Raw genomic sequence first — 21768 nt, 5'->3', positions numbered from 1 at the left:
GGACCAAGTCCCGGCCATTTTGCTTGTTGAGGCAGCGTGCAAATAGCGTCATTGCGAGCGAAGCGAAGCAATCCATGTTTCCACTTGCCGAGACATGGATTGCTTCGTCGCTTCGCTCCTCGCAATGACGGTTGTATTGGCCGTCCCCGCGTTTTCAACACTTTGTTCACCATCCCCGTTGACCTGCTGTTTACGACTTTCATGCGCCGCGCGTTTACCAAGGCGCGCAATGCAACATGCGAAACATCTGCGATCGCTTGAGTGTAGCGCGCGAGCAACGCCGATTAACTCCGCGGCAACCTAAACGGTTTAGCAACGGGAAAGGTCGAATTGCGCGGATGTACCGCGTTCGATTGCACTCAGTAAGCGTTGCGTGAGCGTACGATGTTTGTGTCGCGTAACCAGCCGAAGGGCGCACGTCTTGCGCTCTTCGGTCTCGGTCTTGGCATCTTCGCACTTATGCCGACCGAGATCGGATATCAGGATATTGCCTCGCTCCTGGCCCGGCAGCCCGGCGTCGCCGAGCGCTGGCAGAAGCGCGTCTTCGCCTCCGCCGTCGGCTCCATTCAGGTCGCGACCTACAGTTTCGGCCGTCCGATCGGCACGTCCGCGCCGCAAGCCCCGCAAATCCTGCTCGCAAGACTGGACAGCGCGAACCTCGACATCACCGGAACGGTGACGCGCAATCCGATCACAGCCCCGCCGCCGCGCTTCCAGGCATCCGATTTTCCCAAGGTCGATCGCACCCTGAAGGGCGATCGCCTCGTCGTTCGGCGGCCTGATCAGGTCGAACCGGCGGAGCCTGCAAATACGGCGCCGGCGAACGAAGATCCCGCGACATCGAATTCGTCGGTCAAGGGCATGAAGACCGCGACCGCGCCGGCCGATAGCGCGCCGCTCGATCCGGAATTGCAGGAGGCGCTGCGCGCGCCGCCCTTGCCGCAATATGCCAAGCCGTCGCCGCAGCAGAACGACGTGTCACTGTCGCTCGAGGCCAACCCGCTCGACGATCTAAAGCCCGCGCCCGCGAAGCCCGCGGCTGCGCCCGCCGATGCGGCGCGCGAGCGCGACCCGTTCGCATTCCAGACCGCCAGCCTGTTCTTCGGCTCGTCGCTCGGCACGCCGGAGAACCTCGAGCGTTGGCAGCCCGGCGAGGCGCCGGTTGTCGTGACGCCGGCAACAACGCCCGATCCCGACATGAAGGTGATGGCATCACTGCCGGTCGATGCCGATGGTCCGGTCAAGGCCGGCGAGATGGGCGAGAGCATCGCGCCGAAGGGCGAGGTCAATGCCGACGACCAGCACACCAAGACGCCGGCGGAGCGGCTCGGCCTGTTCGACGAGAAGTCGCGCGCCAAGTCGGAGAAGTGCCTCGCCGAGGCGGTCTATTTCGAAGCCCGCGGCGAAGCGGTGCGCGGCCAGATCGCGGTCGCCCAGGTGGTGCTGAACCGCGCCTTCTCCGGCAAATATCCGGAGACGGTGTGCGGCGTGGTCTACCAGAACAAGAACCGCCACTACGCCTGTCAGTTCACCTTCGCCTGCGACAACATCGCTGACGTCGTCCGCGAGCCCGACATGTGGGATCGCGCCAGGAAGATCGCGAAGGCGATGCTCGACGGCGAATTGTGGCTGCCGGAAGTCGACCGCTCGACCCACTACCACGCCTACTGGGTGCGGCCGTCCTGGGTCAGCGAGATGAAGAAGATGTACAAGTTCGGCGTCCATACCTTCTATCGCCCGCGCGCCTGGGGCGACGGCAGCGACGCGCCGAGCTGGGGCAACCCGGCCGAGACCGCCAAGATCTCGGCGCAACTTGCCGAGGCCGCCCAGAGCTCGGCCGAGCAGGCCAGCGCCCGGCGATAGGGCTGTCAACCTAACCTCCCCTTGAAAAGGGGAGGTCGCTTTGCTCGTCAGAGCAAAGCGGGTGGGGATCTGGTCCCTCCGCGAGCGGCGATGCTTGTGGCTGACCCCCCATCCCGACCTTCCCCCTTTCAGGGGGAAGGAGACGGCAACGTTCCCCGCCGTTCGGCCTGAGCCGTCGCGATATTTGGGGCAGACGCGTCGCAACCTCACGACGTCGTTCCGGGATGGCCGGCAGGGCCTGCCCCGGAATGACGGTCATCATCCTCCCCGATTCTGCAGAGCAGCCCTGCAGGCGAATATTTTTCTCCGGCCCCTCTTGGGGTTTTCATGCACCTGCATTAATTCCCCGTAACGTTCGGCGGGGCGGCTCCCCGCGCAGCAGTTGCGGGGGAAGACAAGATGGCCGTTACCGCCGGGGATCTTCGACCGACGTCGAGCACGTGGCGCACGCCGCTTGTCATCATCGTCTGCGGTTGCGCGATTGCGCTGCTGAGCTTCGGCCCGCGCTCCAGCCTCGGCTTCTTCGTGCAGCCGATGAGCCATGAATTCGCCTGGGGCCGCGACGTGTTCGGCCTCGCGCTGGCGCTGCAGAACCTGTTGTGGGGGCTCGGCCAGCCGATCGCCGGCGCGATCGCCGACCGCTTCGGCCTGCTGCGTGTGATGGTCGTCGGCGCACTGCTTTACGCCGCGGGCCTGCTCCTGATGCGTTACTCGGCGACGCCGCTCTCGCTCAACCTTGGCGCCGGCGTCCTGATCGGCTTCGGCCTGTCGGGCTCCTCGTTCAACCTGGTGCTGTCGGCGTTCAGCAAGCTGTTGCCGCCCGCGCAGCGCGGCATCGCGCTCGGCGCCGGCACCGCTGCGGGCTCGTTCGGCCAGTTCCTGTTCGCGCCGTTCGGCGTCGCGATGATCGACAATTTCGGATGGCAGACCGCGCTGCTGGTGTTCGGCGCGCTGATGCTGCTGATCCTGCCGCTGTCGCTCGCGCTCTCGACACCGCCCGCGGAGGTGCATGACGCCGCGCCCGCCGATCAGCAATCGTTCAGGACTGCGCTGGCGGAGGCCTTCGGCCATCGCTCCTACGTGTTGCTGGTGCTCGGCTTCTTCACCTGCGGCTTCCAGCTCGCCTTCATCACCGTGCATCTGCCGGCCTATCTCGCCGACCGCGGCATTCCGGCATCGACCGGCGGCTGGGTGATCGCGGCGATCGGCCTGTTCAACATCATGGGCTCGCTCAGCGTCGGCTGGCTGCAGAACATCTTCCCGAAGCGCTACATCCTGTCGGTGATCTACTTCACCCGCGCGCTGTCGATCATCGCCTTCATCTCGTTCCCGATCACGACCTTCTCGGCGATCGCGTTCGGCGCGATCTCTGGCTTGACCTGGCTCTCCACAGTGCCGCCGACTTCGGCGCTGGTGGCGCTGATGTTCGGCACGCGCTGGTTTGCGACGCTGTACGGCTTCGCCTTCGTCAGCCATCAGGTTGGCGGCTTCCTCGGAGTCTGGCTCGGCGGCATCGTGTTCGAGCAGTATGGCTCCTACACCCCGATCTGGTGGCTGTCGGTGCTGTTTGGCGTGCTGTCGGCGCTGATCAATCTGCCGATCGTCGAAAAGCCCGTCGTCCGCCCGGTTGCGCAGCCTGCCTGATGCTCTTTGTAGTGAGCATGATCTCCGCGCAAACGCGTTCCGCGTTTGTCGCGAGGGAAAACCGGTTTCCACTTTCCCGGATCATGTTCTAAACCATTCCCCGAAACCAAGATTACGGGGAGTGCACATCGTGGCAACGTTCAAGGCAATCAGGATCGACAAGGCGGACAAGGGTACCACCGCCGCACTCACCCAATTCGATGAAGCCGAGCTGATGGACGGCGACGTCACCGTCCGCATCGAGTGGTCGACGCTGAACTACAAGGACGGCCTCGCACTGACCGGCAAGGCGCCGGTGGTGCGCCGGTTCCCGATGATCGCCGGCATCGATTTCGCCGGCACGGTCGAGCAATCCAGCCATCCGGACTGGAAGGCGGGCGACAAGGTCGTCTGCAACGGCTGGGGCATGGGCGAGACCCATCTCGGCGCCTATGCCGAAAAGGCCCGGGTCAAGGGCGACTGGCTGGTCCGGCTGCCCGACGGCATCTCGGCCCGCGATGCGATGGCGGTCGGTACCGCCGGCTATACCGCGATGCTTTCGGTGCTGGCGCTGGAGAAGCACGGTCTGACCCCGAAGAGCGGCCCGGTGGTGGTCACGGGTGCCGCCGGCGGCGTCGGCTCGGTGGCGATCGCCGTGCTGTCGAAGCTCGGCTACCACGTTATCGCGTCGACCGGGCGGATGTCGGAGACAGACTATCTCAAGGGTCTCGGCGCCAGCGAGGTGATCGACCGCGCCGAACTGTCAGGTGCGCCCAAGGCGCTGGCGAAGGAGCGCTGGGCCGGCGGCGTCGACAGCGTCGGGTCGACCACGCTCGCCAACCTGCTGTCGATGACCAAGTACGGCGGAGCCATCGCGGCCTGCGGTCTGGCGGCCGGTATGGATCTGCCGTCGTCGGTCGCGCCCTTCATTTTGCGGGGTGTGTGCCTTCTCGGTATCGATTCAGTGATGTGTCCGATCGAACTGCGCAGGACCGCCTGGCGCCGCCTTGCCAGTGGCCTGGATAAGGCGAAACTGGCTGATATCACTCACGAAATCGCCCTGGACGAAGTCATCGGCTTTGGCGCGAAAATCCTCGGTGGCCAGGTCCGCGGCCGCATCGTGGTAAAAATAGTCTGAGGACGTTCAGACTTTACCAACCAAGCTGCTCCAATGTTGCCACTGTTGGTATGGTAAGCAGCGGGTAAAGAGACTTGCGGCATGATCCCGGGGGGCCGGGTTTCCTCGCGCAGACGCCGAGAAGCGTTGGTGCGGGGATCATGCGCAACAAGGAGCGGGTGCCCGCGCTCGTCAGTGGAGTAGCTCATGCTTGCGCGTTTGGTGTTGGGGGCCGTCACGGCCGGAGCGATGGTCGTGCCGGCATTCGCGGGCCAGATGAACGCCGATGAGGCCCGCAGGTTCGTCGCCGGCAAGGTGTTCGCGTTCACCTGTTTCGATGGCACCCGCGGCGCCGGCCGCATCCTCGACGATCTGGGTGCGACAGGCTCGATCCAGTTCTCCGGCTCGGGGCCGATCCGTCACGTGCGGCTGCCCGGCAACACGCTGCAGATCCGCGGTCAGAGCGTTTGCGCGTCCCTGAAGGGCATTCCGTTCGAACCGTGCTTCAATCTCGACAAGCAGGATGACCGCACGTTCCGCGGTTCGGTCTCCGGCATGGGCTTTGCCTATTGCGATTTCCATCACCAGGGCGGCCAGCAGATGCTGATGGCGCGCGCGGCGGCGCGTCCGCGCTCGCTGCATCCGCGCACCCGATCCGCGGATGCCTCGCAGACCGAAGTGTCGCGCGTTGAGACGCCGCAGGTCGGAAGCGCGAAGCTCGAGCCGGTCAAGGCCGAGCCCGCCAAGGTCGAGAGCGCGCCGGAATTGCGCCGCTCCACTGACTAACCTTTCATCTGCGCGCTAGCGGGAATAGCGCCGCCAAGCCGTAGTCATACGGATGGCGGTCGCCACGCCTTGCTCGCTACTCAATACCTGGCGTTCGCCGCGAGGCGGGACATTGGGGACTCTGATTTTGAGTAGTCATATGGCGCAGTATTTCTTTCGAATCAGTGACGGCGATTACGCTGGTGCATCCGACCACGCGACGGAGTTTGAAAGCCGCGACGTGGCCTGGGCCGAGATGACCAAGGTCTGCGGAAATTTCCTCGGCAGCATTTCGCGTAATCTGAAGCAGAACAGCGAATGGCACATGGAGCTGCTCGACGAGGGCAGAAAACCCGTGTTCAGGATTCGACTGGTCGCCGAGTCCGTCGACTGAAGGCTGTCTTTCGAGACGGCAGGTTCTAACCCTCGGCCTGCGCGAGCGGCGGAGCGGCCCGCCTGCGAAACAGGATCCGCTGATACAGCCAGCCGATCGCGACCAGCACGATGCCAAGGCACATGAACGACAGCGCGCGGTAGACACCAGTGAGCGTCGACATGTCGATCAGGAACGCCTTCAGGATCGTCAGCCCGATCACCGCGGCAGACGCGAGCCGCGCCCGCTGCGAGTTGACCATGATGCCGACGCCGAGCAGCGCGACGCCGAACATCAGCCAGGCGATCGAATAGGTGTATTGCTCTGCGCCCGTGGTCTCGCCACGCGTCAGCACCGGTCCATGGTAGAGCCTGCGGATTTCGAACGTGACATAGGCGAGCGCAAGCACCAGCGCGCCGGCGGCGATCGTGTTGGCGTAGCCGGCAGGACGATGGCCCGCCACCGCATAGGACAGCAGCAGCGCCAGCACCGCCGGCAGCGCATAGCCGAGCAGCAGCAGGTTGATGAAGCTGCCGCCGACGTCCTGCCACCACAGCATCGGGTTCTCCAGCGCCAGCAGCCCGAACAGGCTGGCAAGCCCGGCGAACGCGGTCAGCAGGATCGCGCCGACATTGTGCACGATGCTGCCGCTGCGCAGGCGCAGCCGCTCCAGTCCGATCGCCATCGCAAGCGTCACGCCGACCTGCAGTGCGACCTCGGTCAGCCCGGCGCTGGCGTAATAGACATCGCCGCTATTGACCGCGTGGCGGATCTCCATGAAGGCGAGCAGCACCGTGAACAGGATCGCCGCGGATTCGACGATGCGCAGCGGGACGTCGTCGCCGTTGCGGCGCAGGAAATGGCTTGCCGCCCAGAATGACAACGCCGGCACGCCATAACCCCACAGCAGCCAGTTGAAGATCGGCGTGCTGCCGACGGTGTCGCCCGCGATCCGCGGTTCATAGCCGATGCGCAGCACGACGATGCCGGCCAGGATCGCGGCAAGCCAGCGCAGGAACGGAATTGGCCGCCGCACCGACAGCCACGCCGTGCCCATCGAGACCAGCGCGAGCGCGATGGTGAGCCAGCCCTTGTCGAGCGCGAAGGTCAGCGCCAGCGCCAGCGAGGCGAGGGCGCCGGTGGCGGGCAACGCAATCGAAGGCGACAGCTCCGGCCGCTCGCCGCGCCGGGTCAACGCCTCGGTCGCGGCTGCATAGGCCGCCGCCAGCATCACGGCTGATATCGCGAACGGGATCGAACGGTCGAGATGCGCGATGCGTGCGTAGAGCGCGACCAGCAGCGCGACCGGCGTGAACACGGCCGCGGCGGCCCAGGTCACCGTGATCTTCGTCGTGGCAAAACGCAGTTGCGCGAGGAAGCCGGCGATGCCGAAGGCGGCTGCGAAAATCGCCGCGGTGACGAGATGCAGCGAGACCGAGCCATCGGTCGCGGACGGGCCGATGCCGGGGATCGCGCCGCCCGGCAGCACCAGCATGTCGACGTTGCGGCGCACGGCCCATTCGCCGAACACGATGAAGACGAACACCGATGCCGCGCCGATCGCTCCGGCGGCGGCGGGCGCGCGCCAGGCGACAAAGAGGCTTGCGGCCGTCAGCAGCGCAAAGCCGATCATCGCGGTGTCGGCGTGGGCGCTGTTGAGCACGATCAGCATCGCGCCAAGCAGATAGGCGGCGAGCGAGCCCGAGGAGATCGGCTCGATCTCCTCGCCATCGCCGTCGGGACCGAACATGAAGCCGCAGACCACGAGCAGCGCCGCCAGCACGAAGCCTGCGATCACATGGAAGACGTGCGGCGCGATCATCTCGGGCCCGCACGCCAGGCATGGGAAGGTCCACAGCAGCGCGAAGGCGATCGTCGTGACCGCGAGCCAGCGCCACAGCCGGATGCGCGCGAGGCCGAACGCCGCCGCCGTGACGATGGCGAGGTAGATGTAGAGCGACCAGAAGTCGGGTTTGTCTGACGACACCAGGAGCGGCGTGACGAAGGCGCCGACGATGCCGAGCCCGGCCAGCGCGGGTCCGTGCAGCAGCGCGGCCGCCAGCGTGCCGAGCGCGACCATGCCGAGCAGGATGAAGGCGGTTGCCGGCGCGAGGAAGTCGTACAGCGCATAGGCGGCGTAGACGGTGGCGAATGCCACCGCGGTGCCGGCCGCGGTGAGGATCGCCGGGATGTTGGCGATCGGCAGCGCCGCGATATTGGAGATGCTTTCCTGGCGCCTGGTCCATTCACCGGCGCCGAGCAGCGCCAGCGCAAACAATCCGCCGAGCATCGTGCGAACGCCGGGGCCGAGCAACCCGGCCTCGATCGAATAGCGCACCATGAAGAAGCCGCCGAGCGCGAGCGTCAGGCCGCCGATCCAAACCACCCAGCGCGTGCCGAGCGTCTCCTCGAAGCCGGGCGCCGGCTGCGGCGGAGCTGGCGGCTCCGGCAGGGGCGGCGGTGCGGCGCCTGCAGCGTCCGCGGCTGGCTCGCTCTGCGCGGCCGGCTCGCCGGGAGCAGCCTCCGGGAGCGGTGGCGGCGCGGCGGAAGGCGCCGTCGGCAGCGGTTGCTCGAACTCCTGCAGCGGGGCCAGCGGCGGCGGCACGACCGTCCGCACGGCGCCGCCGCCCGCGGCCTCGATCGCATCCAGGCGTCGCTGCAGCAGGTCGATTCGGCCCAGCGCCTTGCGCGCGAAAATGATGGCGACGATGGCGAGGACCAGCGTCAGGAAGTCGAACGGCGAATCGAACATCGGGCCTCCGGCAGGACGCGCCGGACTTGGCCAGCCGGCGGCCCGTCGCAACCTAGTAGTGCAGTGAGGAGGACCGGAAGTTCAAGCGATCGGGCGTGACCGGCCGCGCTTAGTCCAGATCGATGTGGAAAGGCCGGCCTTCGACGCTCATGCTGCCGGGACCCATCGCGTCGAGTGCACGCAGCATACGGCCCTCGCGTCCCAGCGCCTTGTCGGCGAGGCTGACGATCAGCCGGTTGGGGGCCGCGATCGGCGAGGCCTCGCGGATCATCCGGGCGATGGACATTTCGTCGCGGTGCGGGTTGAGCGCGCAGACCGTGGCAAATGCGCTCGCGGTCGAGCGGCTGATGCCGGCGTAGCAATGCACCACCATCGGTGCTTGGCGATCCCAGCCGCGCACGAAGCTCAGCACCTTCTCGATATGCGTCTCGTTGGGCGCAACGAACCCGTCCATCTGTTCGATGATGTCGTCCATCGACACTTTCAGGTGGTTGGCCGGCAGCACGGAGGGCGGCCGCTGAACCTGGTCGACATTGGCCATCACGGTCAGCACATGGCTGGCGCCAGTGGCGCGAACCGTGTCGGAGAGTGCGGCAAGCGAGCAGACGTGAAGCATGATGGTCCTTCTATCGGGTGTACCGGATTATAACGGCTGCTCCCGAGTGGGCAAAGGCGGGGGTGCCATGCCGATTCTTCGTTTTGCGGCGCAACCGCGGCACGGGTGCCGCTCCTACGACGCGTGCAATGCCTTGAAGCGTTCGAGGAACTGCTTTTCGGCCCGCGCTGCGGTCCACGGCGTCAGATAGTCGCGCTCGGTCGCTTCGGGCAGTTCCGGATCGCGGCCGAACAGCCGCTTCGCCTCGGCTTGTGAAAATCCCGCCAGATGCGTCGCCTCCAGATACGCGGCGCCGCGATCGGCGGCCTTGATCTGCTGGGTGATTTCGTCCGCCAGCACGGCGGGCAGGCCGAAGCGGACATGGATCGCCGACAACAGCCGCTTCTCCACCACCTTGTATTCGCCTGACAGCACCGCCTTGAACGGCGAGATCATGTCGCCGATGACATATTCGGGCGCGTCATGCAGCAGTGCGGCGAGACGATGGCTGATGTCGACGCGCGGCATCTGCTGGCGCATCACCGCTTCGACCAGCAACGTATGCTGCGCCACCGAGAAGATGTGCGCGCCGCTGGTCTGGCCATTCCAGCGCGCGACCCGCGCCAACCCGTGCGCGATGTCGACGATCTCGATATCGAGCGGTGACGGATCGAGCAGGTCCAGCCGGCGTCCGGACAACATCCGCTGCCAGGCGCGGGTTGTCTCCGTCGATTTGCGCGCAGTCATTTCTTCTTGAGCCGCGGTGTGCGGAGCTTGCCGCCGCAGCTCTCGTGGCAGAAGCAGGTGACGAGGTGGTCGTTGACCATGCCGGTCGCCTGCATGAAGGCGTAGACGATGGTGGGGCCGACGAACTTGAAGCCGCGCGCGCCGAGCTCCTTGGAGACCTTGATCGAGACCGGCGTCGACGCCGGCACGCTCGCGGTGGTCTTGAACTGGTTGACCTTCGGCTTGCCGTCGACGAAATCCCACAGGAATTTCGAGAAGCCGGGGCCTTTCTCCATGATCTCGAGATAGGACTTGGCGCTCGCCACCGTGCCTTCGATCTTGGCGCGGTTGCGGACGATGCCGGCGTCGTTCATCAGCGCATGCACCTTCTTGTCGGTGTAGCGCGCGATCTTCTCGGGCTGGAAATCGTCGAAGGCTTTGCGGAAGTTCTCGCGCTTGCGCAGGATCGTGATCCAGGACAGGCCGGCCTGGAAGCCGTCGAGGATCAGCTTTTCATAGAGCGCGCGGTCGTCATATTCCGGCACGCCCCATTCATTGTCGTGATAGGCGACGTAGAACGCATCCTCGCCCGGCCAGGGGCATCGTGTCTTGCCATCGGGATGCAGTTGCGCGGTACGGCTCATGCGACGGTGTGCTTGGGTGTGATGCGGACGGCGTCAGGTTCGGCAAGGTGAAGCGACAGCCCGCCCGCGGTCAGCGCTAGCCCGGCGTCGAGCGCGTCGGCGACACGGTCGATGCGGACCAGCGCGAGACCTTTCTCGCCGGCGGTCGAGCCGATGGTGCCGACCTGCTTGTCGCCGGCCAGGATCGTTGCGCCGGCCTCAGGCGCGGGGCCGTCTAGGACGATCTTCACCGTGCGGGTGCGCGCCGTGCCGCGGTGCTGCATGCGCGACACCACCTCCTGGCCGACATAGCAGCCCTTGTCGAAATCGACGCCGTTGAGGCGGTCCATATTGGTCTCGTGCGGGAAGGCGTCGCCATACATGAAGTCGAGCCCGCCGCGCGGCACTCCGGTGGCGATCCGATGCGCCTCATAGGCGCTGCTATCGACGAGGTCGGCACCGATCAGCTCAGCGAGCTTCTGCTTCAAATCTTCCGGGATCAGGATGCGCCAGCCGAGCGCTGCGTTGCGCGGATCGGCGAACGCGAGATCCGGTGTCGCCGCCGGCTCGCCATCCCAGGCGGCAAGCACGCCGAGGCTGTCGGAAAGGTTCTCGACCACGACCTTGGCGCGCAGCTTGTAGAAGCCGAGCTTGTCGGCGAGGCCCTTGGCGAGCGCGCGCGGTGCGTCGATCAAAAAGCCGCCGCCATGGCCTGAGGGTATCTCGGTGATCAGGAAATCGACGATGATCTTGCCCTGCGGCGTCAGCAGCGCGCCAAACCGGGCCTGTCCCGCGCGCAACTCGGCGATGTCGGCGGTGATGAGGCCGTTGAGGAAGTTGCGGGCGTCCTCGCCAGAGACCTTGACCACGCCCCGATCTGGAAGAAACGCTGCTTTCATTCGCAAAATTGGCTCTTTTTCCAAGTTCCTTGGGAAACGCGCAGGCCGCGATATCCCCTGCCAAGCTAAGGCGCTAGAGTGCGCCGAACAAGGCCCGCGCGACAGCCGAAAGCGGGCGTCGAGGACCGATGAATCAGCATTTTGACACCATTCTAAAATCCGGCACCGTGGTCAATCAGGACGGCGAGGGCGTGCGCGATATCGGTATCGCGGGTGGCCGCATCGCCGCGATCGGCTCGCTCAGCCGGGCTTCGGCCGGCGAGGTGATCGACTGCAAGGGCTTGCACATCCTGCCCGGCGTGATGGACACCCAGGTGCATTTCCGCGAGCCCGGGCTGACCCAGAAGGAAGACCTCGAGACCGGCTCGCGCAGCGCCGTGATGGGCGGGGTCACCGCCGTGTTCGAGATGCCGAATACCAATCCGCTGACGGTCACGGAAGCGGCGTTCACCGACAAGATCGAGCGCGGCCGCCATCGCATGCATTGCGATTTCGCGTTCTTCATCGGCGGCACCCGCGAGAACGTGCGGGATCTGCCGGAGCTCGAGCGCGCCCCGGGCTGCGCCGGCGTCAAGGTGTTCATCGGCTCCTCCACCGGCGCGCTCTTGGTCGAGGACGACGAAAGCCTGCGGCGGATCTTCCAGGTGATCCGGCGCCGCGCCGCGTTCCACGCCGAGGACGAATACCGCCTCAACGAGCGCAAGCCGCTGCGGATCGAGGGCGATCCCCGCTCGCATCCGGTGTGGCGCGACGAGACCGCCGCGCTGATGGCGACCGAGCGCCTGGTCAATCTGGCGCGCGAGACCGGCAAGCGCATCCACGTGCTGCACATCTCGACCAAGGAAGAGATTCTGTACCTGCGCGACCACAAGGATGTCGCGTCCTGCGAGGCGACGCCGCACCACCTCACCATGGCCGCGCCGGAGTGCTACGAGCGGCTCGGCACGCTGGCCCAGATGAACCCGCCGGTGCGCTCGGCCGATCACCGCGCCGGCATCTGGTACGGCATCGAGCAGGGCATTATCGATGTGCTCGGCTCGGACCACGCGCCGCATACGCTGGAGGAGAAGGCCAAGACCTATCCGGCCTCGCCATCGGGCATGACCGGCGTGCAGACTCTGGTGCCGCTGATGCTCGATCACGTCAATGCCGGGCGGCTGTCGCTACAGCGGTTCGTCGATCTCACCAGCGCGGGGCCCGCGCGCCTGTTCAACATCGCCTGCAAGGGCCGCATCGCGGCGGGTTACGATGCCGACTTCACCATCGTCGACCTGAAGCGCAGCGAGACCATCACCAACAAATGGATCGCCTCGCGCGCCGCCTGGACGCCCTATGACGGCGTGCGGGTGCAGGGCTGGCCGGTCGGCACCTTCGTGCGCGGCCGGCGGGTGATGTGGCAGGGCGAAGTCACGACACCGTCCACCGGTGAACCGGTCCGGTTCCTCGAGACGCTGAAGGCCTAGCGCATCAAATGCGCTAGATTCTTGTTTGACGCGTTTTCTTTACGCGAACCGGTGCCCACTTCGCTCGAAAACGCTTCGCCGGATTACTGCCTGGCCAATGCCAGCGAGAACTCGCCGTTGCGCACGCGCGCGGCGAGGCCCTCGGCGAATTTCGCCACCGCGTCCTCGCCATAGGTGCCGACGAGCTCGGCGAGCGCCGCGAACAGGCTGGCCTGCGCGAGGCAGTCGCCATCGACGCCGTCGTGACGCGCTTCAGCCCAGGCCTCGTTCAGGTAGCCCAGCGCTGCCTGTTTCTGCTCGTGGTCGGGCCGCGGGTCTTGGTGATGGGGGAAGGACGCAGGATGGCGCATGAAACTCTGCAAAATGGATGCGCGCGGTCCGAGGAGCGAACCACTGCGACCCGCGAGATGTATCACGCATGCGGGTACCGCCTAGCCCACATCTTTCGAAAAGGTTAACGGCCGCCTCGGCATTTAAAGGGGAATTCCGGATATCCGGGCCCCGATCAGCCGAATGAGCTGTGGATATGGTCCAGCACCGCGCGCGGCGTGGCGCACAGATGGCTGGCGCCGGCCTCGGTCAGCTCCTCCGGCGTGCCGTAGCCATAGGTGACGCCGACCGCCCGGATGCCGTTTCGATTCGCCCCGATCACGTCGTGGTTGCGATCGCCGATCATCAGGGATTTGGCCGGATCGGCCCCGGTCTGCGCCAGCGCATAGCCGAGCAGGTCGACCTTGTTGACCCGGGTTCCGTCGAACTCCGAGCCGAACACGTGGTCGAAATAGCCGCCGAGGCCGAAACGCGCGACGATCCGCGTCGCGAACACATGCGGCTTCGAGGTTGCCACGAACATCCGGCCCGGCCGCCGGCGCAGCTCGGCCAGCACTTCCGCGATATCGGGATAGACCGCGTTCTCGAACAGCCCGACATCGCCGAACCTTTCGCGGTAGAGCTCGACCGCGCGATCGGCGAGTTCCTCGCCGCCGAGCAGCATCGCAAAGCTCGCCCTGAGCGGCGGCCCGATGCACCAGGTCAGGTCATCCTGCGAGGGAACCGGCCGGCCGAGCTTTTCCAGCGCGTACTGGATCGAACCGGTGATACCGGGCTTCGGGTCGGTCAGGGTGCCGTCGAGGTCGAAGAAGATCGCCCGTTCAGTTGGCATAGCGGGCCGTCAGGTCGCGGGAGATTTTCGAGCCCTCCTCGATGTAGCGGCGGATCGCAACCGTGGCCGCGGGCGTGCAGGTCCGGTAGGTCTGCTGGAAGCCGTTATAGCCGCGGTTGAAGCCCGCGATCATGCGGGCGCGGCGGTCGCCGGAGGGGGTCTCGGCATCGATCAGCGCCTGCATCTCGTTGCGCCATTTGGCGCCCTCGTTGGAGCCGCAAATGCCGCGCAGATAGTGCAGGGCGCCGAGGATCTCGGCCAGCCGCTGCAGATCGCCGTCGAACGGCGCAGCCGCGTCCTGCGCCCGGGCGGGCGTCGCAAGGCATGCCGACATCAGGATCACAACGGCTAGAAAGGCTCTGATCATCAGGGGTTCCGGAATGCCGGTGGTATGCCCCCTCAATGCGCCCGAGGCAAGGCGGCAGGGCCCGCCAAAGCCGCTAAAACGGGCCTCAAACCAGCCGCCGGGCGGCCGCAATGACCTCATGCAGGCCGCCAGTGACCTTGAGGTCGCCGATCTCCTCCGGCGCCAGCCATTTGAAATCGTCGTGCTCGTCGTTCAGCACGGGCTCGCGGGATGCCCAGCGCGCGGCGAAGGTCATGATCAGATAGTGCCCGCCTCCGGGACCGGTCGGCAGCACCTCGCGCCAGCCGGCGAGGCCGAGGATCTCGACCTTGAGGCCGGTCTCCTCGTCGATCTCCCGGTGCAGGGCGGCGTGCAGCGTCTCGCCAAACTCGACCCGGCCGCCGGGCAGCGAATAGAAGCCCTTGCCCGGCGAGCGGGCGCGGCGCACCAGCAGCACCTTGCCGTCGCGGAAAATCACGCCGGACACGGCGAGCTGCGGGCGGATCGGAGGTTCGGGAGAGGTCAAGGTGATTGGCAGCCGGTTGTGAAGGCCATCATGCCCGATATCTCAGGCGCCCGCCATGATGCTGTCGACATCGGCCTCTGCGGCGCCGTTGATGATGCCGGCGGTCTGCATCACCAGCGGCTTGACCCAGACGATCGCCTGTTCGGCGAGCGCGACCCGGCTCTTGTCCTGCTGCAATTGCCGCATCGCCGCCCCAACCTCGGTCAGGATCTTCGTCATGCTGTCGGTGAGCTGGTCGAATTCGACCCGGATTGCGGTATCCGCGGTCTCATAGGCCTCGATCGCGAGATCGCGCGCCCTGAAATTGGACGCGGTGAAATGCTCGGCATAGGACAGGGGCTGCCATTCGAGGAAATCGCTGGCGCATTCCGGCAGGTCCGGGACCATCTCCAGCAGCATGATGGCTTCGTTGAAGTGATTGAGGTAGTCGGTGGCAAGCCCGGTGCGGGGATTGATGTTGGCGGCGCGCAACAGCGCCGCCCGCGCCTCGTCGGGGTACGTCGGTCGCGGGGAAGAGCCCGCTATGGCGGCCGTTGAGGTCATTGATCGCAGTCTTTAACGGTCCAAGTTAAGGCAGAATAAACGGATACCACTCTGGACGGCAAATGTGCGGACGCTTTGTCATTACCTCGCCGCCGGCGGCCTTGCGCGAAATGTTCGGCTACATCGAGCAGCCGAATTTTCCGCCGCGGTATAATGTTGCGCCGACCCAGCCGATCCCGGTGGTGCTGCTGCAGAATGGCGGCCGGCATTTTCAGTTGATGCGCTGGGGCCTGATCCCGTCCTGGGTCAAGGACCCCAGGACCTTCTCGCTCCTGATCAACGCGCGCTCCGAGACGGTGCGCGAGAAGCCCGCCTTCAAGAACGCGATCAAGCGGCGCCGCGCGCTGATCCCGGCCGACGGCTACTACGAATGGCAGGATGCCGGCGGCCGCAAGCGGCCGTTCTTCATCCATCGCCGCGACGGCCACCCGCTCGCCTTCGCCGCGCTTGCCGAGACCTGGATGGGACCGAACGGCGAGGAGCAGGACACGGTCGCGATCGTCACCGCGCCGGCCAGTCCCGACCTCGCGCAGCTGCATCACCGCGTGCCGGTCACGATCAGGCCCGAGCAATTCACGCGCTGGCTCGACTGCCTGCCGAACGATGTCGACGACGTGATGCCGATGCTGAAGGGTCCCGAGGTCGGCGAGTTCGCCTGGCACCAGGTGACGATGCGCGTCAACGCCGTCGCCAACGACGATGCGCAATTGCTGCTGCCGATGACGGCGGAGGAGATCGCCGCGGAGGACGCGCCGGCGCCGAAGAAGGCCGCGCCAAGAAAGGCGACTATGCGGGAGGACGACGGGCAGGGGTCGTTGTTTTAGCCGCTGGCTGAAGCCGCGCGGTGAGTGGACGCATGCATAGCATCTCCACATCGTCGTCCTGGCGAAAGCTAGGACCCATAACCACCGAATTTGATTGTGAACGGGATCGCGGCCCTAGCATCGTGCAACAACCGGCATCTGGGGTAATGGGTCCTGGCTTTCGCCAGGACGACGGCGAGGATAGTTCTCGATTAAGACGCCAGCAACGCGGCGTCATCACCCGCGAAAGCGGGTGATCCAGTATTCCAGAGACGCGAGTGCCTGAGCCGAGGGCCGCGGCGTACTCGATCGCCCGATCTCTTCGGGTTGTTGTGTCGCACGGATGACAATCCGATTACTCTTGCGGCCGGAGGTCATGCCCATGGTTCAGGATCGGCGCGGCGGCAATTGGTTGATCTGGGGCTCCATCGCCTGCGCGCTTGTTCATCCAGCGCCCGCTGCCAGGGCAGCCGAGCATTTTACGCCTCAATCGTTCTGGGGGGCGGATGCAAAGCTGCTGGGAGTTGTGAAGCTGCGAGACCTGCTGCAATCGCCGTCGGTCGACCGCCATCGTCAACATCCGCAACGCCCTGTCCGGCGCCACCGCTCTCCGTGCTGATAAGCGACGGCGCCCTTTTGCGCTGTCACCCCTTCACGTGTGCCACGCCCTCGATCTCGATCAGCATCTTCGGATTGGGCAGCGCCACCACCACGCACGTGGTGCGCGCGGGGTAGGGGGCGGGGCCGAACGCGCCGGCATACAGCGCGTTCATCGTCGCGACGTCGCTGGCGCGCGTCAGCAGCACGTTGACCTTGACGAGATCGCGCATCGTCGCGCCCGCTTCATTCAGCACGCGCTTGAAATTGGTCACGACATTGGCGAACTGCGCCTCGAAGCCGTCGGGCAGCTCGCGATTGGCGTCAAAGCCGGGAATGCCGGAGATGAACAACAAATCGCCGACGCGGGCGCCGAACGAGAGTGGCGGCGCCTGGACGCCGGGCGGAGGAGGGAAGTGCTTGATTGCGGTCTTTTCAGTCATTGGGTCACCCGTCTGCGCGAGATGGAAGGGGAGAAGTTTCGATGGCGCGCGGCGCCGCTGCACGCCGGCGCCAAAGATTCCTGCCGAAGAGATTCTGGCCGATCATGCCTGCGAGCATCGCGACGACGAAGACCACGATCGGCAGCGAGAGGCCGGCGAGATTGACCAGTGCCGGCCCGGGGCAGATGCCGACGAGGCCCCAGCCGATGCCGAACAGCACCGCGCCGGCAACCAGCGGCGCATCGATGTCACGGCGGTCGGGCCAGAGGAAGCGCGCCGAGAAGGCGGGTGCCGTGCGCCGCCGCGCGATCGCAAAGCCGGTTGCTGCAACCGCAACCGCGCCCGCCATCACGAAGGCGAGCGTCGCGTCCCACGCGCCGAACAGATCGAGGAAGCCGAGCACCTTCTGCGGATCGGTCATGCCGGAGATCAGAAGCCCGGCGCCGAAGATCAAGCCGCAGACAAAACTGGCAAGCACCGGCATCGCTAGCCTCCGATCCCGTGCCTGACGATCGCGACCGTCGCGATCGCCGTCAGCATGAAGATGCACGTTGCCGCAATCGAACGGCCGGACAGCCGCGCGAAGCCGCAGACGCCGTGGCCCGAGGTGCAGCCATTGCCCATCCTTGTGCCGAATCCGACCAACGCGCCCGCGATCGCGACCACCACAAGGCTCGCATGCATCGCCGGCCGCGGCAGCGGCGCCCCGAACAGCGCCGCAATCAGGGGCGCTGCGATCAGTCCCGCGATGAACGCGATGCGCCAGGAACGATCGGCGCTACGGTCGGCGGTATCGACCTGCAGCGCGCCGCCGACGATGCCGGTGACCCCGGCGATTCGCCCGGTCAGCAGCATCAAGAGCGCGGCGGCAAGCCCGATCAGCGCGCCGCCGGCAAGGCCGGAAAGTGGGGTGAAATCGTGCATCGATGCAGATCCCTGTTGCGCAAACTCCTCAGCGGTCCGGCAAAGCGGTGGGCGCGCATGCGCCAGTGGTCGCGCGGCTGCAGAGGCGATGATAGACTCCGCACCATCAGGAACAAGCGCAATCCCGCATGTTTCGCGGCATTTCAGCGATGCCGCCGGTCGGCTGGATTGCCGCGATTCGCTCTCACTTCGTCCGGAGAATCCCCCATGAAATTGCCATCCGTCGCCCGCGCCGCGCTGCTCGCGCTGGCGATGCTCACCGGAACGTCCGCCGCCCTGGCTGACGAGGGCGCGGTGACGCTCGTGATCTTCAAGGGCGGCTGGGTGTTCGGCGGCTCCGCCGGCAAGGGCGTCATGACGTTCCACGGCCAGACCTATGGGCTCACCGCCGGCGGGCTGGACTATGGCCTCGTGTTCGGCGGCTCGCAAACCACGTTGCAGGGGCGGGTGCGCAACATCCGCCGTGCGCAGGACATCAACGGCGTCTATGCCGCGGCGGGCATGGGCGTTGCGCTCGGCGCCGGCGTGCGCGGCATCCTCTTGACCAACCCGAACGGCGCGGTGCTCGAACTGAGCGGCAAGCAGGTCGGCCTGATGGCCAATGTCGATCTGAGCGGGCTTGCGATCACGTTGAAGGAATAAGGGGGCGGTTCGTTCTACCCATCCTACAGTTCGGTGATCCACTCGGCGAGCTCGCGCCACGGCTGTAAGGTCCAATGCCCGGACGCCGCGCCTGATGGCGACGGCAGCACGAACACTTCGGGAAAGCCGTTCATTGATGGCTGCCGGCCGAGCACGAGCGCGCTGGTCGGTCTGCTGTAAAACAGGCTCGCCGCCTTCCTGCTGGTGAAGGCGACGGTCCTCGGCCGATAGGTCTCGATCTTCGCCTGGAAGCCCACGACGTCGAACGACTGCCTGCTGATTTCGTGATCCATCCCGGCGCCGGTCTTGGAGAGATCGGTGAAGCCGATGCCGAGCGCGAGCAGCGCGGCGAACTCATCCGGCCGATAGCGCCGCGGCGTGATGCCGGCCTCATGCAGCGCGCGCCAGAACCGGTTGCCAGGATGCGCGTAATAATGCCCGACGGCGGCTGACCGCGTGCTCGCTGCGGTGCCGACGAACACCAGGCGCAGATTGGCGCGGAGCTGGTCGGGGAGGCGGTGGAGGTTGTGATCGGGCATCTCGGAAGGGTCAATAGAGCATTGATGAGACAGAGTTGCGTAGCAGCCGCGAAGGAGCTGCGCTCCCTCTGCCGCTTGCGGGGAAGGGCTGGGGTGGGGCCTCGCTCCGCGGGTCGCATCGTAGAGAGAGCCCCCACCCGGCGCCCCGCGCCGACCTAAGAGCGAGCTTCGCTCGTCTCGACCCCGCAAGCGGGCCAGGTGGAACGAGTTTGTCTCGCCAGACCCATTCAAGCAAACTTCATCGCGCGCTAGCGCACCGGCTCCTTGATCTCTTCTTCCGTCGTGACCGCTTGCGACGGTCCGGTCGCGCGCACCATCAGGAACGTGCCCGAGAACGCCGTGCCGCGAATGCTCCAGCGGCCGTCGATCTCGGTCGCGTCGGCGTTGACCGCGCCTTCATAGTGCACGGTGTCGTAGCCGTAGCCCGGCGGCTCGTAGCGTTTGACGAACGTAACGGCGCTGCCGGAGCGATGACCCGCGAGCGAGGCATTGTGCGTGCTGACCGGACAGCCCGGCATCACGCAGGGTTCGGTCACGCTGCCGCCGAGCGCGCCGCCGGCGTCGATCAGCGTCGCCAGGAACGTGACCATGCCGCTCGGCTGAACATAGCTGCCGTCCCAGACGCCGGTGAGATTGTCAGTCATGTCGCTTGCCCGGACTGCGCTCGGTGAATTGCAGTGATCGATGTGGTGCAGGCAGCGCCTCAACGCAAGTCGTGCGCTGCGGCGCGGTTGCCTGACCGGGCAAAACGGTCTGTAATCCAGCCCAACAGATCAAGAAGAATTTTGGAGCAAGCCATGACGGGAGAGGCGAAAACCCACTTTGAGGTGATCGTGGTCGGTGCCGGCGTCGCGGGCATCTACCAGATCAAGCGGCTGGCCGATCTCGGCATCGATGCCACCGTGCTCGAAGCCGCGCCCGATCTCGGCGGCACCTGGTACTGGAACCGCTATCCGGGCTGCCGCTTCGATTCCGAGAGCTACACCTACGGCTTCTCGTTCTCGCGCGAACTGCTCGACGAGTGGCACTGGAAGGAGCGCTTCTCCGGCCAGCCCGAGAATTTGCGCTACCTCAACTACGTCGCCGACAAGTTCGACCTGCGCAAGCACATGCAGTTCAATTGCAAGGTCGAGACCATGCAGTTCGACGAGACGCGCGATCTCTGGCAATTGAGGATCAGTGACGGCCGCGAACTGACCTGCCGCTTCGTGGTGCTCGCGATCGGGCTGTTGTCGGCACCGACCATGCCGCGCGTGCCTGGAATCGACGACTTTAAGGGCCGCTCGTTCCACACCTATTACTGGCCGCACGAGCCGGTCGATCTCAAGGCTAAGAAAGTCGCGGTGATCGGCACCGGCGCGACCGGCATTCAATTGATCGGCGAGATCGCCGACAAGGTCGGCGAGCTCACGGTGTTCCAGCGCCGGCCGAACTGGAGCGCGCCGCTCAACAACTCTGCGATCTCCGACGAGGAGATGGCCGACATCCGCGTCCGCTATGACGAGATTTTTGCAGCCTGCGCGCTGACGCCCGGCAGCTTCGTGCACGGCCCCGACAAGCGCGGCTTCTACGAGGTGAGCCGCGAGGACCGGCTCAAGCTGTGGGACAAGCTCTACGACGAGCCCGGCTTCGGCATCTGGCTCGCGAACTTCCGCGAGATTTTCATGGATGAAGCCGCCAATGCGGAGCTCTCGGAATATATCGCGGGCCGCATCCGCCGGCGCGTGAACGATCCTGATGTCGCCGAAAAGCTGATCCCGCGGGATCACGGCTTTGGCGTGCAGCGCCTGCCGCTGGAGACGCGGTATTTCGAAGCCTATAACCGCGACAATGTGCAGCTCGTCGATCTCTCCGAGACGCCGCTGGTCCGCGTGACCGAAAAAGGCCTCCGCACCACGGCGCGCGACTACGACTTCGACATCATCGTCTACGCCACCGGCTTCGACGCCATCACCGGCGCCTACGATCTGATCGATATCAGGGGCATCGGCGGCGAGAGCCTCGCCGACAAGTGGAAGCACGCGCCGTCGACCTTCCTCGGCATGCTCGTGCACGGCTTTCCGAACCTGTTGATGCCGACCGGCCCGCAAAGCGCCTCCGCCTCGACCAACTTCCCGCGCGGCATCGAGAACGGCGTCAACTGGTGCACCAACCTGTTGCAATACATGTGGGATCGCGGCCTGACCCGCGCCGACGCCACGCCGGAGGCGCAGCAGCGCTGGACCGCGCATGTCGTCAAGATGTACGAAATCATGCTGATGCGCAAAGCCAAGTCATGGTTCACCGGCTACAACTCCAACGTCGCCGGCCACGAGGAGGGCACCGTGCGCTACTTCGTGTACAACGGAGGTACGCCGAAGTTTCTCGGAATCATCAACGGGGTGGCGGCGGAGGGGTATCGGGCTGTCTCTTATACACATCTCCGAGCCCACGAGACTTAGGAT

General features: G+C 65.8%; 24 protein-coding genes. 9 read left to right on the top strand and 15 right to left on the bottom strand.

Going from position 1 to position 21768, the window contains the following annotated elements; genetic code table 11:
• Positions 1–384 precede the first annotated feature (384 nt).
• The 5 genes from PMN64_RS21055 to PMN64_RS21035 all read left to right on the top strand — a co-directional run bounded on the left by PMN64_RS21055 (position 385) and on the right by PMN64_RS21035 (position 5762).
• Positions 385–1863 carry a cell wall hydrolase gene (locus PMN64_RS21055; protein WP_411781992.1) on the top strand — a complete coding sequence of 493 codons (1479 nt, stop codon included), beginning with the start codon at positions 385–387 and terminating at the stop codon, positions 1861–1863.
• A 399-nt stretch (positions 1864–2262) separates the two neighbouring features.
• Complete coding sequence (locus tag PMN64_RS21050) at positions 2263–3507, top strand: MFS transporter (RefSeq protein WP_411781991.1); 1245 nt, start codon at positions 2263–2265, stop codon at positions 3505–3507.
• Between the two features lie 130 nt (positions 3508–3637).
• Positions 3638–4624 carry an MDR family oxidoreductase gene (locus PMN64_RS21045; protein ID WP_411781990.1) on the top strand — a complete coding sequence of 329 codons (987 nt, stop codon included), beginning with the start codon at positions 3638–3640 and terminating at the stop codon, positions 4622–4624.
• A 186-nt stretch (positions 4625–4810) separates the two neighbouring features.
• Positions 4811–5389: a hypothetical protein gene (locus tag PMN64_RS21040; protein ID WP_028343719.1), complete on the top strand. Its 579-nt coding sequence runs from the start codon at positions 4811–4813 to the stop codon at positions 5387–5389.
• Positions 5390–5528: 139 nt separating this feature from the next.
• Positions 5529–5762: a DUF6894 family protein gene (locus PMN64_RS21035; protein WP_016844381.1), complete on the top strand. Its 234-nt coding sequence runs from the start codon at positions 5529–5531 to the stop codon at positions 5760–5762.
• Positions 5763–5787: 25 nt separating this feature from the next.
• On the opposite strand, the gene PMN64_RS21030 is transcribed toward PMN64_RS21035, so the two are convergent.
• From PMN64_RS21030 to PMN64_RS21010, 5 genes are all read right to left on the bottom strand, one after another.
• Positions 5788–8493 carry a DUF2339 domain-containing protein gene (locus PMN64_RS21030; RefSeq protein ID WP_411781989.1) on the bottom strand — a complete coding sequence of 902 codons (2706 nt, stop codon included), beginning with the start codon at positions 8491–8493 and terminating at the stop codon, positions 5788–5790.
• A 109-nt stretch (positions 8494–8602) separates the two neighbouring features.
• On the bottom strand, positions 8603–9109 hold the full coding sequence (locus tag PMN64_RS21025; protein ID WP_018273050.1) for a tyrosine phosphatase family protein: 507 nt from the start codon (positions 9107–9109) through the stop codon (positions 8603–8605).
• A gap of 114 nt (positions 9110–9223) precedes the next feature.
• Positions 9224–9835: a YfbR-like 5'-deoxynucleotidase gene (locus PMN64_RS21020; RefSeq protein ID WP_028343721.1), complete on the bottom strand. Its 612-nt coding sequence runs from the start codon at positions 9833–9835 to the stop codon at positions 9224–9226.
• Positions 9832–10458 carry a DNA-3-methyladenine glycosylase I gene (locus PMN64_RS21015; RefSeq protein WP_028343722.1) on the bottom strand — a complete coding sequence of 209 codons (627 nt, stop codon included), beginning with the start codon at positions 10456–10458 and terminating at the stop codon, positions 9832–9834. Before PMN64_RS21015 ends, PMN64_RS21020 begins: the two co-directional genes overlap by 4 nt.
• Positions 10455–11441, bottom strand: a complete 987-nt coding sequence (locus tag PMN64_RS21010; RefSeq protein ID WP_259245222.1) for a YgfZ/GcvT domain-containing protein — start codon at positions 11439–11441, stop codon at positions 10455–10457. The genes PMN64_RS21015 and PMN64_RS21010 overlap by 4 nt, the downstream gene beginning before the upstream one ends.
• Before the next feature lie 23 nt (positions 11442–11464).
• Between PMN64_RS21010 and PMN64_RS21005 the strand changes: the two genes are divergently transcribed.
• A complete protein-coding gene (locus PMN64_RS21005; RefSeq protein WP_028343724.1) occupies positions 11465–12799 on the top strand; it encodes a dihydroorotase in 1335 nt (444 codons plus the stop codon).
• Between the two features lie 83 nt (positions 12800–12882).
• On the opposite strand, the gene PMN64_RS21000 is transcribed toward PMN64_RS21005, so the two are convergent.
• The 5 genes from PMN64_RS21000 to PMN64_RS20980 form a co-directional block, all read right to left on the bottom strand.
• On the bottom strand, positions 12883–13149 hold the full coding sequence (locus tag PMN64_RS21000; protein ID WP_028332620.1) for a hypothetical protein: 267 nt from the start codon (positions 13147–13149) through the stop codon (positions 12883–12885).
• A 155-nt stretch (positions 13150–13304) separates the two neighbouring features.
• Positions 13305–13961: an HAD family hydrolase gene (locus tag PMN64_RS20995; protein ID WP_411781988.1), complete on the bottom strand. Its 657-nt coding sequence runs from the start codon at positions 13959–13961 to the stop codon at positions 13305–13307.
• Positions 13951–14328, bottom strand: a complete 378-nt coding sequence (locus PMN64_RS20990) for a TIGR02301 family protein (RefSeq protein WP_028343726.1) — start codon at positions 14326–14328, stop codon at positions 13951–13953. The genes PMN64_RS20995 and PMN64_RS20990 overlap by 11 nt, the downstream gene beginning before the upstream one ends.
• Positions 14329–14413: 85 nt before the next feature.
• A complete protein-coding gene (locus tag PMN64_RS20985; protein WP_411781987.1) occupies positions 14414–14833 on the bottom strand; it encodes an NUDIX hydrolase in 420 nt (139 codons plus the stop codon).
• A 42-nt stretch (positions 14834–14875) separates the two neighbouring features.
• The gene (locus PMN64_RS20980) at positions 14876–15376 is read right to left on the bottom strand and encodes a hypothetical protein (RefSeq protein WP_411781986.1); all 501 of its coding nucleotides are present in this window, start codon (positions 15374–15376) and stop codon (positions 14876–14878) included.
• A gap of 62 nt (positions 15377–15438) precedes the next feature.
• On the opposite strand from PMN64_RS20980, the gene PMN64_RS20975 reads away from it, so the two are divergent.
• Positions 15439–16200 (top strand): SOS response-associated peptidase, encoded by a 762-nt coding sequence (locus PMN64_RS20975; protein WP_411781985.1) that lies wholly within the window; start codon positions 15439–15441, stop codon positions 16198–16200.
• 623 nt (positions 16201–16823) lie between these two features.
• Here the strand turns inward: PMN64_RS20975 and PMN64_RS20970 are convergent.
• From PMN64_RS20970 to PMN64_RS20960, 3 genes are read right to left on the bottom strand one after another with little or no spacing between them, the layout of a single operon-like run.
• Positions 16824–17219, bottom strand: a complete 396-nt coding sequence (locus PMN64_RS20970) for a RidA family protein (RefSeq protein WP_028343730.1) — start codon at positions 17217–17219, stop codon at positions 16824–16826.
• A 4-nt stretch (positions 17220–17223) separates the two neighbouring features.
• The gene (locus tag PMN64_RS20965) at positions 17224–17703 is read right to left on the bottom strand and encodes a DUF6691 family protein (RefSeq protein WP_411781984.1); all 480 of its coding nucleotides are present in this window, start codon (positions 17701–17703) and stop codon (positions 17224–17226) included.
• Between the two features lie 2 nt (positions 17704–17705).
• Positions 17706–18143 carry a YeeE/YedE family protein gene (locus PMN64_RS20960; protein WP_411781983.1) on the bottom strand — a complete coding sequence of 146 codons (438 nt, stop codon included), beginning with the start codon at positions 18141–18143 and terminating at the stop codon, positions 17706–17708.
• A 207-nt stretch (positions 18144–18350) separates the two neighbouring features.
• Here PMN64_RS20960 and PMN64_RS20955 point away from each other — a divergent pair, with 207 nt between their 5' ends.
• On the top strand, positions 18351–18785 hold the full coding sequence (locus PMN64_RS20955) for a hypothetical protein (RefSeq protein WP_411781982.1): 435 nt from the start codon (positions 18351–18353) through the stop codon (positions 18783–18785).
• A gap of 23 nt (positions 18786–18808) precedes the next feature.
• On the opposite strand, the gene PMN64_RS20950 is transcribed toward PMN64_RS20955, so the two are convergent.
• Positions 18809–19324: a mismatch-specific DNA-glycosylase gene (locus tag PMN64_RS20950; protein WP_411781981.1), complete on the bottom strand. Its 516-nt coding sequence runs from the start codon at positions 19322–19324 to the stop codon at positions 18809–18811.
• A gap of 248 nt (positions 19325–19572) precedes the next feature.
• Positions 19573–19968 carry a hypothetical protein gene (locus PMN64_RS20945; protein ID WP_304496489.1) on the bottom strand — a complete coding sequence of 132 codons (396 nt, stop codon included), beginning with the start codon at positions 19966–19968 and terminating at the stop codon, positions 19573–19575.
• Positions 19969–20121: 153 nt separating this feature from the next.
• Between PMN64_RS20945 and PMN64_RS20940 the strand changes: the two genes are divergently transcribed.
• A complete protein-coding gene (locus PMN64_RS20940) occupies positions 20122–21765 on the top strand; it encodes a flavin-containing monooxygenase (RefSeq protein WP_411781980.1) in 1644 nt (547 codons plus the stop codon).
• Positions 21766–21768 lie beyond the last annotated feature (3 nt).

Source organism: Bradyrhizobium sp. UFLA01-814 (genome assembly GCF_046718885.1).
In the GTDB taxonomy this organism is placed as follows: domain Bacteria; phylum Pseudomonadota; class Alphaproteobacteria; order Rhizobiales; family Xanthobacteraceae; genus Bradyrhizobium; species Bradyrhizobium elkanii.
This window is presented reverse-complemented; position numbering and strand designations above follow the sequence as displayed.

What these genes read in the sequence shown, in the direction of transcription:
- PMN64_RS21000 (WP_028332620.1), bottom strand. Translation starts at nt 13,149, where the DNA reads ATGCGCCATCCTGCGTCCTTCCCCCATCACCAAGACCCGCGGCCCGAC.
- PMN64_RS20955 (WP_411781982.1), top strand. Translation starts at nt 18,351, where the DNA reads ATGAAATTGCCATCCGTCGCCCGCGCCGCGCTGCTCGCGCTGGCGATG.
- PMN64_RS21035 (WP_016844381.1), top strand. Translation starts at nt 5,529, where the DNA reads ATGGCGCAGTATTTCTTTCGAATCAGTGACGGCGATTACGCTGGTGCA.
- PMN64_RS20995 (WP_411781988.1), bottom strand. Translation starts at nt 13,961, where the DNA reads ATGCCAACTGAACGGGCGATCTTCTTCGACCTCGACGGCACCCTGACC.
- PMN64_RS20980 (WP_411781986.1), bottom strand. Translation starts at nt 15,376, where the DNA reads ATGACCTCAACGGCCGCCATAGCGGGCTCTTCCCCGCGACCGACGTAC.
- PMN64_RS21020 (WP_028343721.1), bottom strand. Translation starts at nt 9,835, where the DNA reads ATGACTGCGCGCAAATCGACGGAGACAACCCGCGCCTGGCAGCGGATG.
- PMN64_RS21040 (WP_028343719.1), top strand. Translation starts at nt 4,811, where the DNA reads ATGCTTGCGCGTTTGGTGTTGGGGGCCGTCACGGCCGGAGCGATGGTC.
- PMN64_RS21050 (WP_411781991.1), top strand. Translation starts at nt 2,263, where the DNA reads ATGGCCGTTACCGCCGGGGATCTTCGACCGACGTCGAGCACGTGGCGC.
- PMN64_RS21005 (WP_028343724.1), top strand. Translation starts at nt 11,465, where the DNA reads ATGAATCAGCATTTTGACACCATTCTAAAATCCGGCACCGTGGTCAAT.
- PMN64_RS20940 (WP_411781980.1), top strand. Translation starts at nt 20,122, where the DNA reads ATGACGGGAGAGGCGAAAACCCACTTTGAGGTGATCGTGGTCGGTGCC.
- PMN64_RS20975 (WP_411781985.1), top strand. Translation starts at nt 15,439, where the DNA reads ATGTGCGGACGCTTTGTCATTACCTCGCCGCCGGCGGCCTTGCGCGAA.
- PMN64_RS21030 (WP_411781989.1), bottom strand. Translation starts at nt 8,493, where the DNA reads ATGTTCGATTCGCCGTTCGACTTCCTGACGCTGGTCCTCGCCATCGTC.
- PMN64_RS20945 (WP_304496489.1), bottom strand. Translation starts at nt 19,968, where the DNA reads ATGACTGACAATCTCACCGGCGTCTGGGACGGCAGCTATGTTCAGCCG.
- PMN64_RS21025 (WP_018273050.1), bottom strand. Translation starts at nt 9,109, where the DNA reads ATGCTTCACGTCTGCTCGCTTGCCGCACTCTCCGACACGGTTCGCGCC.
- PMN64_RS21015 (WP_028343722.1), bottom strand. Translation starts at nt 10,458, where the DNA reads ATGAGCCGTACCGCGCAACTGCATCCCGATGGCAAGACACGATGCCCC.
- PMN64_RS20970 (WP_028343730.1), bottom strand. Translation starts at nt 17,219, where the DNA reads ATGACTGAAAAGACCGCAATCAAGCACTTCCCTCCTCCGCCCGGCGTC.
- PMN64_RS20965 (WP_411781984.1), bottom strand. Translation starts at nt 17,703, where the DNA reads ATGCCGGTGCTTGCCAGTTTTGTCTGCGGCTTGATCTTCGGCGCCGGG.
- PMN64_RS20990 (WP_028343726.1), bottom strand. Translation starts at nt 14,328, where the DNA reads ATGATCAGAGCCTTTCTAGCCGTTGTGATCCTGATGTCGGCATGCCTT.
- PMN64_RS21055 (WP_411781992.1), top strand. Translation starts at nt 385, where the DNA reads ATGTTTGTGTCGCGTAACCAGCCGAAGGGCGCACGTCTTGCGCTCTTC.
- PMN64_RS20960 (WP_411781983.1), bottom strand. Translation starts at nt 18,143, where the DNA reads ATGCACGATTTCACCCCACTTTCCGGCCTTGCCGGCGGCGCGCTGATC.
- PMN64_RS20950 (WP_411781981.1), bottom strand. Translation starts at nt 19,324, where the DNA reads ATGCCCGATCACAACCTCCACCGCCTCCCCGACCAGCTCCGCGCCAAT.